The following is a 12,817-nucleotide window of genomic DNA, read 5'->3' on the forward strand; positions in this document are numbered from 1 at the left end:
CGGACGATGTCGGGCCTGCTCAAACCCCTGCGCCGGGGCGTGTGGCGATACCTCGGCGACCGCGACATCCTCGCCGCCGCCCTCGTCACGCTGCTTGCCGTGATCGGCACCCTCGGGCTTCTCTATGTCGTCCATCTCATGCGCACGTGGCGTCTCGCCCGGCACGCGCCGGCGCAAGCCGGGCATCGCGGCACGCTGCTCGTCTTCGGGCGGCGGCTGGTCGAGGGGCGGCCCGAGGCGGATTTCATCGCCCGCCTCGAACGGGCACGACGCGACGCCCTCGACGGCCGGGCCGATCGCGTGCTTCTGCTGGGCGGTTCCGCCGACGGCGGGACCAGCGAGGCCGAAGCGGGTCAACACTGGTTGCGGCAAGGCGACTGGCCGTCCGGCGTGCCGCTGACGCTGGAACAGGTGTCCGTCGACTCGCTGGAGAACCTGCGCCATGCGCGCGAGTTGTTGCGCGACGACGACGGCGGTCCGCTGCCGCCCGTCTGGCTGGTGACCAGCCGCTACCACCTGGCCCGCTGCATGTACCTCGCCACGCGCCTGGGTTTCGACGCGAGCCCGTTGGCGGCGGAAGACCGCCTTCGGCTCTCCCGCCGTTACGTCGTGCGCCTCGCGATGGAAGCCGGCTACATCATGTGGATCGATACCGGCCTGCGCTGGGCCGCCCTGACCGGCAACCGGCGCATGGTCGCGCGCGTGACCTGATCAGCGATGCGCGGTCGCATGCCGCAGGGACGACGGGCCGGCACTTGCTAAGCTTCGCGCAGTCCCGCCGAGAGCTTCCCATGTCCGAACAAGCCGATCTCGCCGAATCCTTCCTTCGCGGCCTCCAGGATCGCATCTGCCAAGCCATCGAGGATGTCGACGGTCAGGCGCGCTTCGAGGAGGATGCCTGGACGCGTCCCGCCGGGGGGGGCGGCCGTACGCGGGTACTGCGCGATGGCGCGGTGTTCGAGCAGGCGGGGGTGAATTTTTCCCGCGTGTCGGGCACGCAGTTGCCGCCCAGCGCCACGGCGCACCGTCCCGACCTCGTCGGTGGCAGCTTCGTGGCGACGGGCGTGTCGCTGGTACTCCACCCGCGTAACCCGTACGTCCCCACCACGCACGCCAACGTGCGTTATTTCGAAGCCTCGAAAGAAGGCGTGCCACCGGTCTGGTGGTTCGGCGGAGGCTTCGACCTCACGCCGTACTACCCGTTCGACGAGGACGTGCGCCATTGGCATGCCGTGGCGCGCGACCTGTGCGAGCCCTATGGCGACGACGTCTACGACCGCTACAAGCGCTGGTGCGACGAGTACTTCTTCCTCAAGCACCGAGGCGAAACGCGAGGGGTCGGCGGGCTCTTCTACGACGACCTCAACGAGGGCGGTTTCGACCGCTGCATGGACTTCACGCGGGACGTGGGCAACGGGTTCCTCGACGCCTACCTGCCCATCGTCGAGCGGCGCAGGGACACGCCCTACGGCGAGCGCGAACGCGAGTTCCAGCTCTACCGGCGCGGGCGCTACGTGGAATTCAACCTGGTCTACGACCGCGGCACGTTGTTCGGGCTGCAATCGGGCGGGCGCACGGAGTCGATCCTGATGAGCCTGCCGCCGCGCGTGCGGTTCGAGTATGCGTATGCGCCGGAGCCGGGGAGCGCCGAGGCGAAGCTCTCCGAGTACCTCAAGCCCCGCGACTGGCTGTAAGCCGCCCTCGCGGACAGGGTCCGCGAGGGGGCCTGCGGAAGGGAGTGCTTACGGAGCGCTACCGGAGAACTTCTTCGCCGTCGCCCCTTCGATCTTGCCGACGGTGGCCGAATCGCTGACGTAGAGATCCACCTCGCGCTCGAACGTCATCGTGCCCTGCACCACCGAATGCGGCCCGATCACGATCTTCGGGTTGCGATCGTTGTTGACATGCCAGCCCATCCGGGGCTTCTTCACCAGGATGCCGCCCTCGATCTTCGAGTTGTTGATGTCCATGTCGGCGTTCACCGACTCGATGCCGCCGCCGACGTGGGCGCCGTCGAGTTCGATGGAACCGTTGACGTTGGAGAGCTTGCCCTTCACGTCGGCGCCGCTGTCGAGCGAGATACGGCCGTTGACGGTCTCCACCTCGTCCGACACGCGCGCATTGCGGTGCAGGGTAATCGTGCCGTTGACGGTCTTGACGTCGCTGGCGGCCGCCGACTCGCCCAGCTCGACGGCGCCGTTGACGGTGCCGGCCTTCTCCACGACCGCACGGTCGCCGATGCGCACCGAGCCGTTGACCGAATGGACGTTACCGGCCTTGCCGCCGGCCTCGACGGTAGCGCCGCCGTTGACCTTGCTGATGTCGTCGGCGGCGAGGGCGGCGCCGGAGACGGCCAGGGCGACCAGAAGGGACATCAGGGTACGACGCATGGGGGTAGCTCCACTGTTGGACGAGAACCGTAGGATGCGCCCTGGCGCCGCAAGGTTTAGCGTGACTAACGGCAGGGTGAGTCGGCCGCCGTGCGGCCTGGAAGTCGCGGCCGCCGTGAAACCGCAAGTTGCCAGTCATGGCTTACGGTTCCGGCGGCGCCAAAGGCGCCGCGCCCACAGGCCGCGCAGCGGCCCACTCGCATACCCTGCGAGTTGACCTCCCCGGGACGACGTTTCACCATCATCCCTTTCCCTCCCAGCGTTGGACGCCATGTACAAGCTCGTCATGATCCGCCACGGCCAGTCGGCCTGGAACCTCGAAAACCGCTTCAGCGGCTGGGCCGACGTCGACCTCAGCGAGCAGGGCGTGGCCGAGGCCCGCGAAGCCGGCCGCCTGCTCAAGGAGGCCGGTTTCACATTCGACCTGGCCCACACCTCGTACCTGAAACGCGCGGTGCGCACCCTGTGGCACGTGCAGGACGAAATGGACCTCATGTGGATCCCGGTGGTCACCGACTGGCGCCTCAACGAGCGGCACTACGGTGCGCTCACCGGCCTCAACAAGTCGGAAACCGCCGCGAAGTACGGCGACGACCAGGTGAAGATCTGGCGCCGCAGCTACGATATCCCGCCGCCGGCGCTGAAGCCGGGCGAGATGTCGTTCGCCGCCGACGGCCGCTATGACGGCATCGCCGAACTGCCGCTCACCGAGTGCCTGAAGGACACCGTGGCCCGCGTGCTGCCCTACTGGAACGAGGTGCTGGCGCCGGCCATCAAGAGCGGCAAGAACGTGCTGATGGCCGCCCATGGCAACTCGATGCGCGCGCTGGTGAAGTATTTCGACGGTATCTCCGACGACGACATCGCCGAGCTCAACATCCCCAACGGCATCCCGCTGGTGTACGAATTCGACGCGGACCTGAAGGCGGTCAAGCACTATTACCTGGGCGACCAGGCCGAGATCGAGGCGAAGATGGCCGCCGTCGCCAACCAGGGCAAGGCCAAGGCCTGATCCGCCGCCTGACAGTCGTCACCCGCAACGGGTGGCGACCGGCCCTCGCGGGGACGGGCGCCGCCCGCTACCTTGGCCTCCATCCCGACACGCGAGAGTTTCGCCATGCTTGCCCAGGCCATCCCGTCGCCCGCTTCGCTCTACACCCCGATCGCCGTCGGCGCCCTGATGCTGTTCGTCATCTACCGGCGCGTGCGCCGCAGTTTCGGTCGCCAGCCGATCCATACGAAGCGGATGACCGTGAGGGTGGCGATCTTCGCCGTGGTGCTGGCCCTGTCCATGCTTTCGGGGCTCCAGGACGTGCGCCTGGCCGAGGGCGTGCTGGCCGGCGGCGTGGCGGGCGCGGTACTGGCCTTGCTGGTGGGGTTGAAGTTCACCCGCTTCGAGATCGGTGGGGAAGGGCAGGACGTCTACATTCCCAACCCCTGGGTGGGCGCGGCACTGACGGCCTTGCTGCTCGGCCGCCTGGCCTGGCGTTTCCTCGTGCTGGCGCCCATGTTCGGCGGCGGTGCCGCTGCCGAACATGCCCCGGCGCCGGGTAACAGCCCGCTGACGATGACCGTGGTGGGCCTCACGCTGGGTTATTACATGGTCTATTACGCGGGCATCCTGCTGCACCATCGCCGCTTCAAGCGGCAGGCCCAGCTGGCGTAAGCCCGTCAGAGGGCGTCGTTGTCCAGCTCGCCCGTACGGATGCGGATCACCTGGTCGAGCGGGCTGACGAAGATCTTGCCGTCGCCGATCTTGCCCGTGCGGGCGGCCTGCTGGATAGCCTCGATCACCCGTTCGACCTGGTCGTCGGCCACGGCCACCTCCAGCTTGATCTTGGGCAGGAAGTCGACCACGTACTCGGCGCCCCGGTAGAGCTCGGTATGCCCCTTCTGGCGGCCGAACCCCTTCACCTCGGTCACCGTGACTCCCTGGACGCCCACGTCGGCGAGGGCCTCTCGGACGTCGTCCAGCTTGAACGGCTTGATGATGGCGACCACCAGCTTCATGTAGGGCTCCTTCGGGCACGGCGGGCATCGCCGCGCGGGTCGACCATTGTGCCACCCGGGCCGACAGCCGTCTGCCCGGTAGTGGTCCTAAAGTGGTTGTAGGAAAAACCCTACAAGCTCTGTGGGCGTACGCCTATAGCGCCTACAATTGCATCACTTAGAATTCATTCCACGACATCGAGGTGCGCAAGATGGATGTGCAGGGTATCGATCAACTCGCACAGAGATTGGCATCGTTGGTTCCGCCAGGGTTGGCGCAAGCGCGTGAGGATCTGCACGCCAACTTCAAAGACATTCTGGCGCAAGGACTACGCCGCCTCGATCTCGTAACCCGCGAGGAATTCGACGTCCAGAGCCAGCTCTTGGCCAGGACGCGCGAAAGGCTCGAAAGTTTGGAAAAGCGCATCGCCGACCTCGAAATCAGCGCTGCGCACCGCGGCCAATAGGACGGCCGCACATCCCGGGACCGTCCCCGATCCGTCACCCTCACCCCGAGAGCGGTCGGGGGCGGTTATTTTTGCAGCCGGCGCAAGGAGCGCGTATGCGAACAAGATCCTGGCAGGATCGCCGACGTTCGCTTAACGGCGACATCCGTTACCGGTTACGATATTGCCTCCCATGAGTCTCGCGGTCACTCTCTCGCGAGCCCAGGAAGGTGTCGCCGCGCCGCAGGTCGTGGTCGAAGTCCATCTCTCCGGCGGCTTGCCCAGCACCTCCATCGTCGGGTTGCCCGAGGCGGCCGTGCGTGAAGCGCGCGACCGCGTGAGGGTGGCCATCCAGAGCACCGCCTTCGAATACCCCAACCGCCGGGTCACGGTGAATCTCGCTCCGGCCGAGTTGCCCAAGGACGGCGGTCGCTTCGACCTCGCCATCGCCTTGGGCATCCTGGCCGCCGGTGCCCAGGTGCCCAGGGAACGCCTGGACGACTGCGAATTCCTCGGCGAGCTGGCCCTGTCGGGCGAGTTGCGCGCCGTGCCCGGCATCCTGCCCGCGCTGATCCGTGCCCGCCGCTGCGGCCGTCGCGTGGTGGTGCCACGCGCCAACGCCGCCGAAGCCGCGCTCATCGGCGAAGCCGACGTGCTCCTGGCCGACAGCCTTGCCGACGTATGCGCCTGGTTGCGCGGGCAGGGCGAGCTGGACATCCCGCCGTCGTCCACCGATTTCTACGACCTGCCGCAGGGCGGCCCGGACATGGGCGACATCCGTGGCCAGCACCAGGCCCGTCGCGCCCTCGAGATCGCCGCCGCCGGCGGCCACCACCTGCTCATGATCGGCCCGCCCGGCACCGGCAAGACGATGCTGGCCGAACGCCTGCCGGGCATCCTGCCGTCGATGACCGAAACCGAGGCGCTGGAGAGCTGCGCCATCCGTTCGTTGGCCGGCGAAACCATCGATCCCGACGGCTGGCGCCGAAGGCCGTTTCGCGCGCCGCACCACACGGCGTCCGGCGCCGCATTGGTCGGCGGCGGTTCCACGCCGCGTCCCGGCGAGATTTCGCTGGCCCACAACGGCGTGCTCTTCCTCGACGAACTGCCCGAGTTTCCCCGTCACGTGCTCGACGTGCTGCGCGAACCGCTCGAGTCCGGCCAGATCGTGATCTCCCGCGCCGCGCGTCAATCGACGTTCCCCGCCGAATTCCAGCTCGTTGCCGCGATGAACCCGTGTCCCTGCGGTTATTCGGGCGATCCGCAACACGCATGCCGCTGCACGCCCGACCAGGTGCAGCGTTATCGCTCCCGCATCTCCGGCCCGCTGCTCGACCGCATCGACCTTTGCGTGGAAGTGCCGCGCGTACCCATTTCCGCGCTGCTCGCCGCCGCATCGCCGTTCGACGAGGACAGCGCGACGGTGCGCGCCCGCGTCGTCAACGCACGCGAAAAAGCCCTTCTGCGCGCTGGCCAGAGCAACGCCGAACTCAGCGTCGTGAACCTCGAACGCGACTGCGCGCTGCCGCCATCCGAGAAGACCTGGCTGGAAGCCGCCCTCGACAAGCTCGGCGCCTCCGCGCGCGCTTATCACCGCATCCTGCGCGTGGCTCGCACCATCGCCGACCTCGAAGGGGGCGCGGGTTGCGTGGAGCAACAACATCTCGCCGAGGCATTGCACTACCGACGCTTCTAAGTCGTCATCGGCACGTTCCATCTCCCTCACGTTGCTCCCGCGAAAGCGGGAGCCCAGCGCCTCGCGACATTAGGGTCTCGCCACCGAACCCGACGGCACTTCGGGGCCGCCCGGCGCATGACGACCCTCCTGTCCTGTGCCGACTGCGTTACGAGCCGTCCTCGAAGGAAATTGCGGCATATTGCGAGTGTTTCGCCTCTTCGATACCGTCCCGGCGTTCGCCGTCAGAGGGGCGGCGCACGGGCGCGGCCGCGGTGACAGGGGGAAATGGATATGGCTAAGCATTCGAAAGGGCGTCGTGTCGCTACGCTCAAGTTGATCTGTTCGTCTTTCCTGTTGGCAGCATCCAGTTCTGCGCCGATCGAAGTCACTGCGCAGACAGGTCCGGGGGGTGAGATCGCACACTCCGGTCTGATGCCCGGCGATCTCGTGCGTATTTATGAAGCGGCGTTCCAGAGCCGGAACTTCGTCATAGCGAGTAGCGACGAATCGACGGCACCCGACGGCATGTGGACCGCGACGCGCAAGTTCACCTTTACCCGCGTTGGACAGGATGGCGCTGAGGTGGTCGAACTTCGGTTCACCGGCAAAGCCGGCGAAGCGTGCTCACCGTGCCTTGTTTCGCGTCAGTCATGGCGGCCCGGCGGCATTCCCGGATCACAGGCATGGACCGAACGTTATGAGCAACTGGCGACCCTGGAAGCTTCCGCGCTAAACACCGTCAAGGTAAGCCTGGGCAGGAGCCTGCCCGCCGTCTCGCCGACAGCGCCGCCAACCGCCGCGCTAGGGCTACCATAACGCCAAGTCCCCGTTGCACGGTGCCTCATCCGCTAGCCGGCGTGAAGTTATCCAGGACTTCACCGCTTGCATCGTTATCGGTGCCCTGAAGGCACCTGCCGGGCTCGCCGTCGCACACGGGAATGACCCGGCCCGATGGCGGGGGGTGAAGCGCCTTGCCGCAAATCCAGAGGAGCTGCTCGGATACGTGGTAGTCGCTCCGCGAAATCCGTCCCCCTCGCGGGTGAAACTTATTTCATGTACTCACGGGTTGACAAATAGGAAGGCCGGGCGGAGAATTCTGTACCAGGCGGTTTGCTAAAGGGCTGCCTGCCCCGCTCCGGTGCTGGATACCCCTCCCTCCCCCCGCTCCAGCACCGGGGCCCGGCCTTGAACTGACTCCACATTTCTTATTGACGGCCGGCGCATCCTTGCGTGGGTCGTTTTTTTTAGGCCGCCGAGGCCGGATGGAACTGGGCCTCCTCCGTCGAGCCGCTGAGGGCCGACAGGGAGCTGAGGGAGCCGGCGATGACCTGGTTCACGGCGTCGAAATAGCCGGTGCCCACCTCGCGCTGGTGCTTCACGGCCGTGTAGCCGTCTTTTTCCGCCGCGAATTCAGCCTCCTGCAGTTCCACGTAGGCCGCCATCTGGCGGTCGCGGTAGCCGCGGGCGAGCTGGAACATCGAGTGGTTGAGGGCGTGGAAGCCGGCCAGGGTGATGAACTGGAAGGCGTAACCCATGTCGCCCAGGCGCTTCTGGAAATCGGCGATGGTGGTTTCGTCCAGGTGCTTCTTCCAGTTGAAGCTGGGTGAACAGTTGTAGGCGAGCTTCTTGCCGGGGAAGGATGCGTGGATCGCTTCGGCGAAGCGGCGCGCCTGTTCGAGATCCGGCGTGGACGTCTCGCACCAGATCAGGTCCGCGTAGGGTGCATACGCGAGGCCGCGCGCGATGGCCTGCTCGATGCCCTCGCGGCTTTCGTGGAAGCCTTCCACGGTGCGTCCGCCCGTGAGGAACGGCTTGTCGTGCTCGTCGATGTCCGAGGTGACGAGCCCCGCGCCCATCGCGTCGGTGCGCGCGACGATGAGCGTGGGCACGCCCGCCACGTCGGCGGCCAGGCGGGCGGCGATGAGTTTCTGCACGGCTTCCTGCGTCGGTACCAGCACCTTGCCGCCCATGTGGCCGCATTTCTTCGCGCTGGCGAGTTGGTCTTCGAAGTGCACGCCCGCGGCGCCCGCCTCGATCATGTGGGTCATGAGTTCGTAGGCGTTGAGCACGCCGCCGAAACCGGCCTCCGCGTCGGCGACGATGGGCACGAGCCAGTCGCGATCGTCCTTGCCTTCCGCGTGATGGATCTGGTCGGCGCGCAGCAGCGTGTTGTTGATCCGGCGCACGACGTTGGGTACGGCATCCACGGGGTACAGCGACTGGTCGGGGTACATGGTGCCGGCGGTGTTCGCGTCGGCGGCCACTTGCCATCCGGAAAGGTAGATCGCTTCGAGACCGGCCTTCACCTGTTGCATCGCCTGGTTGCCGGTGAGCGCACCGAGGGCGTTCACGTAGGGCTTGTCGTGGATGGCGCGCCATAGACGCTCGGCGCCACGGCGAGCGAGCGTGTGTTCTACCTGCACGGTGCCGCGCAGGCGGACGACGTCGTCGGCGGTGTAGGGTCGCTCGATGCCGGACCAGCGTTCGTTGGTCGCCCAGTCCATCGCGATCTGCTTGGCGGTATGCATGTTCATCTTAGTCTCCTTCGATCAGGACAGGCGTTCGTAGGCGGGGAGGGTGAGGAAATCGCGGAGCGTGTCGGCATGCGTGAGCGTGCGGATCAGCTCAGCGGCCTCGTCGGCGCGCGAGGCCCCGGGCAGATCGGACTCGCGCAGCCGGTGGCAGTGCGATGCCAGCGCGTGGTCGAACAGCGCGAAGGTGATCGGCGCGTGGTCGCTGAATTCCACGGGACCGTGGTGCAGCCATTGCCATAGCTGGGCGCGTGCGATTTCCGCGGTCGCCGCATCCTCCATGAGGTGGTGGATCGGCACGCAGCCGAGTCCGTCCAGCCATGCGGCCGTGTAACGCAGGCAGACCTCCACGTTGTTGTCGAAGCCGGTGCGCGTTACGGTGCCGGGCGCGGGACGGATCAACTCGTCGCGCGTCACCTCGACGTCGTCGCGGCGCACGTGCAACTGGTTCGGCGTGGGCATGTGCGCATCGAAGATCGCCTGCGCGACGGGTACCAGCGCGGGGTGCGCCACCCACGTGCCATCGTGCCCGGCGGTGACTTCGCGCCACTTGTCCGCGCGCACTTTCGCCATCGCCGCTTCGTTGGCCGCGTCGTCACCCTTGATGGGAATCTGCGCGGCCATGCCGCCCATCGCGAACGCGCCGCGACGATGGCAGGTGCGGATCAGCAGTTCGGAATACGCCTTGAGGAAGGGCACCGTCATGACGACCTGGCCGCGCTCCGGCAGCAGGCGATCGGCATGCGCGCGGAACGTCTTGAGATAGGAAAAGATGTAATCCCAACGACCGCAATTGAGACCGGCGACGCGACGGCGCAGCGCGTGCAGTATCTCGTGCATCTGGAACACGGCGGGAAGCGTCTCGATCAGCACCGTGGCCTTCATCGTGCCCACGGGCAGGCCGAGGGTGTTCTCGGCGTCGGCCATCACCTCGTCCCAAAGCATCGCCTCTTCCATGCTCTGCAGCTTCGGCAGGTAGAAGTACGGGCCGCGATCGCGGGCGTACAGCGTCCTGGCGTTGTGGAAGGCGTAGAGGCCGAAGTCGACCAGCGAACCCGACACGGCATCGCCATCGACGCTCAGGTGGCGCTCGGGGAGATGCCAGCCGCGGGGGCGCACCACGAGCACGGCGGGGTCGGCCCCCACGCTGTAGCGCTTGCCGGCCTCGTTGGTGAAGTCGATGGTGCCGTTCACGGCGTCGCGCAGGTTGCGCTGGCCGTCGATCTGGTTGATCCAGGTCGGCGCGCTCGAATCCTCGAAGTCGGCCATGAACACCTTCGCTCCGGAATTGAGCGCGTTGATGATCATCTTTCGCTCCACCGGCCCGGTGATTTCCACTCGACGGTCGAGCAGGGCGGCGGGAATGGGAGCGACGGTCCAATCGCCATCGCGGATGGCCCGGGTGTCGTCGCGAAAATCCGGCAGCTCGCCCGCGTCATAGCGCTGCTGGCGGGCATCGCGCTCGGCGAGCAGGGACCGTCGGCGGGCGTCGAAACGGCGATGGAGCCCGGCCACGAAGGCCAAGGCATCGGGGCTCAGGACGTCACGATGGGTCTCGATGGCCTGGACGCGGATCCCGGACAGGGGATCGATCTCGCTCTGGGGAACGGCCATGCGTGCGGTCTCCGTGGGGTGGTCGGGAGTTCACGCTAGAGCGCAGAAGCATGTTTTGACAAAGCATATGTTTCAATGCTTAAGATTAAATATGTTAATGTTAAACGGAACAAACTGATTCAAATGGAAAAAAAGCCCGCCAAAAAGCTTAATAAAGTCGGAAAGCGGGCTTCGACGCTGGCCGCGCCGGACGCGGCTGGCCGCTTCTACTACAAGGGCAACCGCCTCAAACAGCTACGCGCGTTCGTCTATATCGCCCGCCTGGGCAGCCTCAGTCGGGCCGCGGAGGCCTTGTTCCTGTCCCAGCCTTCCGTGAGCCTGCAGCTGAAGGCGCTGGAGCGCGAGCTGGACGCCACCTTGCTCGAGCGCACCCGTCGCCGCATCACGCTGACCGACGCGGGCGAGGCGCTCTACGACATGGCGCGCCCGCTGGTGGAGGGGTTCGAGCAGCTCGACCAGGAGTTTCGGACGAAAACCCAGGGTGCCCGGGCGGGGCACCTCACCATCGCCGCCGGTTCCTCCACCATCCAATACCTCTTGCCGGAGCTGGTGAAGACCTATCGCGAGCGTTACCCAGGCGTGCACCTGGCGCTGTCCAACGTGACCAACCGCGACGGCATCGCGCTATTGCGCAACGACGAAGTGGATATCGCGGTCGGTTCGATGATCGACGTGCCGTACGACATCGCCTGGGCGCCGGTCTATCACTACGACCCGATGCTGATCATGCCGCCGGATCACCCGCTCGCGGCGAAGAGCGACATCCGCCTGGAGGACATCGCGCCCTACGGCCTGATCCTGCCGCCCAAGCGCCTTACCACGTACAAGCTGGTGGACATGGTGTTCCAGCAGCGCCACGTGCCTTACACCGTGGCCATCGAAGTCGGCGGCTGGGACGTCATCAAGCAGTACGTCGCGATGGGCCTGGGTATTTCCATCGTCACCGGTATCTGCATCACCGAGGCCGATCGCGAGCGTCTGGCGGTGCGCAACCTGCGGCAATACCTGCCGCAGCGCAGTTATGGCGTGGTGATGCGCAAGGGCAAGTTCCTCAGTCCTGAAGCGCGGGCTTTCATCGACCTGATCAAGCCGGGGTTGCTGACCCATCGCGACTACGACGAGCCGGGCCACTCCGAACGCTGATCAGGCGTCGCGATGCTTGCCGTGGTAGCCGGTGAACATCGCGCGGATTCGCGCGAGATCGCCGTCGATATCGTCGGTGGCATGCACGAGGGGCCCGAGGGTGAAGGTCTTCGTGGGGTAGTCGATGAAGATCGGCAGGATGGGGACGCCCGACGCGCGCGCGATGCGCAGGAACCCCGACTTCCATTGCGTCACGGGCTTGCGCGTGCCTTCCGGCGCGATGCCCAGCCACATCTGTTCATGCGAGGCGAAGCGCTGGACCATCTGGTCCACCACGTTGGTGGCGGCCTTGCGATCGATGGGAATCATGCGCAGGCGGCGCACGATGGGACCGAACGGGCCGCCGAAGACCTCGCGCTTGATCATGATGCCCAGGTCGAGACCGATGGCCACCTTCATCAACAGGCCCCATACGCCGTCCCAGTACGACGAGTGCGGGGCACCGATGATGATCAGCTTCGGCAGGTCGGGAAACTCGCCGACGATGCGCCAGCCGCTCATGCCGATGGCCCAGCGGGACAGGCGGGTCCAGGGCGAGCGAGGCAGGCAAGGAACGTTCGGTGGCAGCGTCTCGGGCACGCCCTTCATTCGCGACTCCAGTCGCGCGAGCGGGTGCGCTTGGTTTCCCCGCGCTGCGCCTTGCCGGTGAGGCGGCGCTCCTTCGACGCCTTGGTGGGCTTGGTCGCCACGCGCTTCTTTGCCACCACGGTCGCTTCGCGGACGATCTCCGCCAGGCGTTCACGCGCGTCTTCGCGGTTGCGTGCCTGGTCGCGAAAGCGGCGCGCCTGGATCACCAGCACGCCCGCGTCGGTCATGCGGCGGTCGCGACGGGCGAGCAGGCGCTCGCGCACGTCATCGGGAAGCGACGGCGAGGAGGCCACGTCGAAACGCAGTTCCACGGCGCTTTCCGTGCGGTTCACGTGCTGGCCTCCGGGGCCGTCGGCGCGGGTGAAGCGCTCGATCAGTTCGGATTCGGCGATGGCGATGGAGCGGGTGACGGTGAGCATGGCGGTGGGATTCTAGCAG

14 protein-coding genes are annotated in these 12,817 nt (G+C 66.6%); 8 read left to right on the forward strand and 6 right to left on the reverse strand.

Annotation, left to right across the window (positions count from 1 at the left end; translation table 11 throughout):
- Positions 1 to 6: 6 nt before the first annotated feature.
- Both L2Y94_RS01445 and hemF read left to right on the forward strand, forming a co-directional pair.
- Positions 7 to 711 carry a YdcF family protein gene (locus L2Y94_RS01445; RefSeq protein WP_247372525.1) on the forward strand — a complete coding sequence of 235 codons (705 nt, stop codon included), beginning with the start codon at positions 7 to 9 and terminating at the stop codon, positions 709 to 711.
- A gap of 80 nt (positions 712 to 791) precedes the next feature.
- Positions 792 to 1,694: an oxygen-dependent coproporphyrinogen oxidase gene (hemF, locus tag L2Y94_RS01450; RefSeq protein WP_247372528.1), complete on the forward strand. Its 903-nt coding sequence runs from the start codon at positions 792 to 794 to the stop codon at positions 1,692 to 1,694.
- 48 nt (positions 1,695 to 1,742) lie between these two features.
- Here hemF and L2Y94_RS01455 read toward each other — a convergent pair whose 3' ends face one another.
- Positions 1,743 to 2,390 (reverse strand): DUF4097 family beta strand repeat-containing protein, encoded by a 648-nt coding sequence (locus tag L2Y94_RS01455; RefSeq protein WP_247372529.1) that lies wholly within the window; start codon positions 2,388 to 2,390, stop codon positions 1,743 to 1,745.
- A 271-nt stretch (positions 2,391 to 2,661) separates the two neighbouring features.
- Here L2Y94_RS01455 and gpmA point away from each other — a divergent pair, with 271 nt between their 5' ends.
- Both gpmA and L2Y94_RS01465 read left to right on the forward strand, forming a co-directional pair.
- Complete coding sequence (gene gpmA, locus L2Y94_RS01460) at positions 2,662 to 3,402, forward strand: 2,3-diphosphoglycerate-dependent phosphoglycerate mutase (RefSeq protein WP_247372531.1); 741 nt, start codon at positions 2,662 to 2,664, stop codon at positions 3,400 to 3,402.
- Positions 3,403 to 3,507: 105 nt separating this feature from the next.
- On the forward strand, positions 3,508 to 4,056 hold the full coding sequence (locus L2Y94_RS01465) for a CcdC protein domain-containing protein (RefSeq protein ID WP_247372533.1): 549 nt from the start codon (positions 3,508 to 3,510) through the stop codon (positions 4,054 to 4,056).
- A 5-nt stretch (positions 4,057 to 4,061) separates the two neighbouring features.
- Here L2Y94_RS01465 and glnK read toward each other — a convergent pair whose 3' ends face one another.
- Positions 4,062 to 4,400, reverse strand: a complete 339-nt coding sequence (glnK, locus tag L2Y94_RS01470; protein ID WP_144912813.1) for a P-II family nitrogen regulator — start codon at positions 4,398 to 4,400, stop codon at positions 4,062 to 4,064.
- A gap of 191 nt (positions 4,401 to 4,591) precedes the next feature.
- Between glnK and L2Y94_RS01475 the strand changes: the two genes are divergently transcribed.
- The 3 genes from L2Y94_RS01475 to L2Y94_RS01485 all read left to right on the forward strand — a co-directional run bounded on the left by L2Y94_RS01475 (position 4,592) and on the right by L2Y94_RS01485 (position 7,319).
- A complete protein-coding gene (locus L2Y94_RS01475; protein WP_247375391.1) occupies positions 4,592 to 4,846 on the forward strand; it encodes an accessory factor UbiK family protein in 255 nt (84 codons plus the stop codon).
- 172 nt (positions 4,847 to 5,018) lie between these two features.
- Entirely contained in the window at positions 5,019 to 6,521 is a 1,503-nt protein-coding gene (locus L2Y94_RS01480; protein WP_247372535.1) for a YifB family Mg chelatase-like AAA ATPase, read from the forward strand.
- Between the two features lie 273 nt (positions 6,522 to 6,794).
- Positions 6,795 to 7,319 carry a hypothetical protein gene (locus L2Y94_RS01485; RefSeq protein WP_247372537.1) on the forward strand — a complete coding sequence of 175 codons (525 nt, stop codon included), beginning with the start codon at positions 6,795 to 6,797 and terminating at the stop codon, positions 7,317 to 7,319.
- A gap of 428 nt (positions 7,320 to 7,747) precedes the next feature.
- Here L2Y94_RS01485 and aceA read toward each other — a convergent pair whose 3' ends face one another.
- Both aceA and aceB read right to left on the reverse strand, forming a co-directional pair.
- Positions 7,748 to 9,037 carry an isocitrate lyase gene (gene aceA, locus L2Y94_RS01490; RefSeq protein ID WP_247372538.1) on the reverse strand — a complete coding sequence of 430 codons (1,290 nt, stop codon included), beginning with the start codon at positions 9,035 to 9,037 and terminating at the stop codon, positions 7,748 to 7,750.
- A 15-nt stretch (positions 9,038 to 9,052) separates the two neighbouring features.
- Positions 9,053 to 10,648, reverse strand: a complete 1,596-nt coding sequence (aceB, locus tag L2Y94_RS01495) for a malate synthase A (RefSeq protein ID WP_247372540.1) — start codon at positions 10,646 to 10,648, stop codon at positions 9,053 to 9,055.
- Positions 10,649 to 10,771: 123 nt separating this feature from the next.
- Between aceB and L2Y94_RS01500 the strand changes: the two genes are divergently transcribed.
- Positions 10,772 to 11,791: a LysR family transcriptional regulator gene (locus tag L2Y94_RS01500; protein ID WP_247372542.1), complete on the forward strand. Its 1,020-nt coding sequence runs from the start codon at positions 10,772 to 10,774 to the stop codon at positions 11,789 to 11,791.
- Here the strand turns inward: L2Y94_RS01500 and L2Y94_RS01505 are convergent, their stop codons facing one another.
- Positions 11,792 to 12,379 carry a 1-acyl-sn-glycerol-3-phosphate acyltransferase gene (locus L2Y94_RS01505; protein WP_247372543.1) on the reverse strand — a complete coding sequence of 196 codons (588 nt, stop codon included), beginning with the start codon at positions 12,377 to 12,379 and terminating at the stop codon, positions 11,792 to 11,794.
- Positions 12,376 to 12,798: an alternative ribosome rescue aminoacyl-tRNA hydrolase ArfB gene (arfB, locus tag L2Y94_RS01510; protein WP_247372546.1), complete on the reverse strand. Its 423-nt coding sequence runs from the start codon at positions 12,796 to 12,798 to the stop codon at positions 12,376 to 12,378. The genes L2Y94_RS01505 and arfB overlap by 4 nt, the downstream gene beginning before the upstream one ends.
- Positions 12,799 to 12,817 lie beyond the last annotated feature (19 nt).

Source organism: Luteibacter aegosomatis (assembly GCF_023078455.1).
Classification (GTDB): Bacteria; Pseudomonadota; Gammaproteobacteria; order Xanthomonadales; family Rhodanobacteraceae; genus Luteibacter; species Luteibacter aegosomatis.

Bases quoted from the DNA above. Each gene is read 5' to 3' on its own strand.
- L2Y94_RS01445 (WP_247372525.1), top strand. From the start codon at position 7: ATGTCGGGCCTGCTCAAACCCCTGCGCCGGGGCGTGTGGCGATACCTC.
- hemF (WP_247372528.1), top strand. From the start codon at position 792: ATGTCCGAACAAGCCGATCTCGCCGAATCCTTCCTTCGCGGCCTCCAG.
- L2Y94_RS01455 (WP_247372529.1), bottom strand. From the start codon at position 2,390: ATGCGTCGTACCCTGATGTCCCTTCTGGTCGCCCTGGCCGTCTCCGGC.
- gpmA (WP_247372531.1), top strand. From the start codon at position 2,662: ATGTACAAGCTCGTCATGATCCGCCACGGCCAGTCGGCCTGGAACCTC.
- L2Y94_RS01465 (WP_247372533.1), top strand. From the start codon at position 3,508: ATGCTTGCCCAGGCCATCCCGTCGCCCGCTTCGCTCTACACCCCGATC.
- glnK (WP_144912813.1), bottom strand. From the start codon at position 4,400: ATGAAGCTGGTGGTCGCCATCATCAAGCCGTTCAAGCTGGACGACGTC.
- L2Y94_RS01475 (WP_247375391.1), top strand. From the start codon at position 4,592: ATGGATGTGCAGGGTATCGATCAACTCGCACAGAGATTGGCATCGTTG.
- L2Y94_RS01480 (WP_247372535.1), top strand. From the start codon at position 5,019: ATGAGTCTCGCGGTCACTCTCTCGCGAGCCCAGGAAGGTGTCGCCGCG.
- L2Y94_RS01485 (WP_247372537.1), top strand. From the start codon at position 6,795: ATGGCTAAGCATTCGAAAGGGCGTCGTGTCGCTACGCTCAAGTTGATC.
- aceA (WP_247372538.1), bottom strand. From the start codon at position 9,037: ATGAACATGCATACCGCCAAGCAGATCGCGATGGACTGGGCGACCAAC.
- aceB (WP_247372540.1), bottom strand. From the start codon at position 10,648: ATGGCCGTTCCCCAGAGCGAGATCGATCCCCTGTCCGGGATCCGCGTC.
- L2Y94_RS01500 (WP_247372542.1), top strand. From the start codon at position 10,772: ATGGAAAAAAAGCCCGCCAAAAAGCTTAATAAAGTCGGAAAGCGGGCT.
- L2Y94_RS01505 (WP_247372543.1), bottom strand. From the start codon at position 12,379: ATGAAGGGCGTGCCCGAGACGCTGCCACCGAACGTTCCTTGCCTGCCT.
- arfB (WP_247372546.1), bottom strand. From the start codon at position 12,798: ATGCTCACCGTCACCCGCTCCATCGCCATCGCCGAATCCGAACTGATC.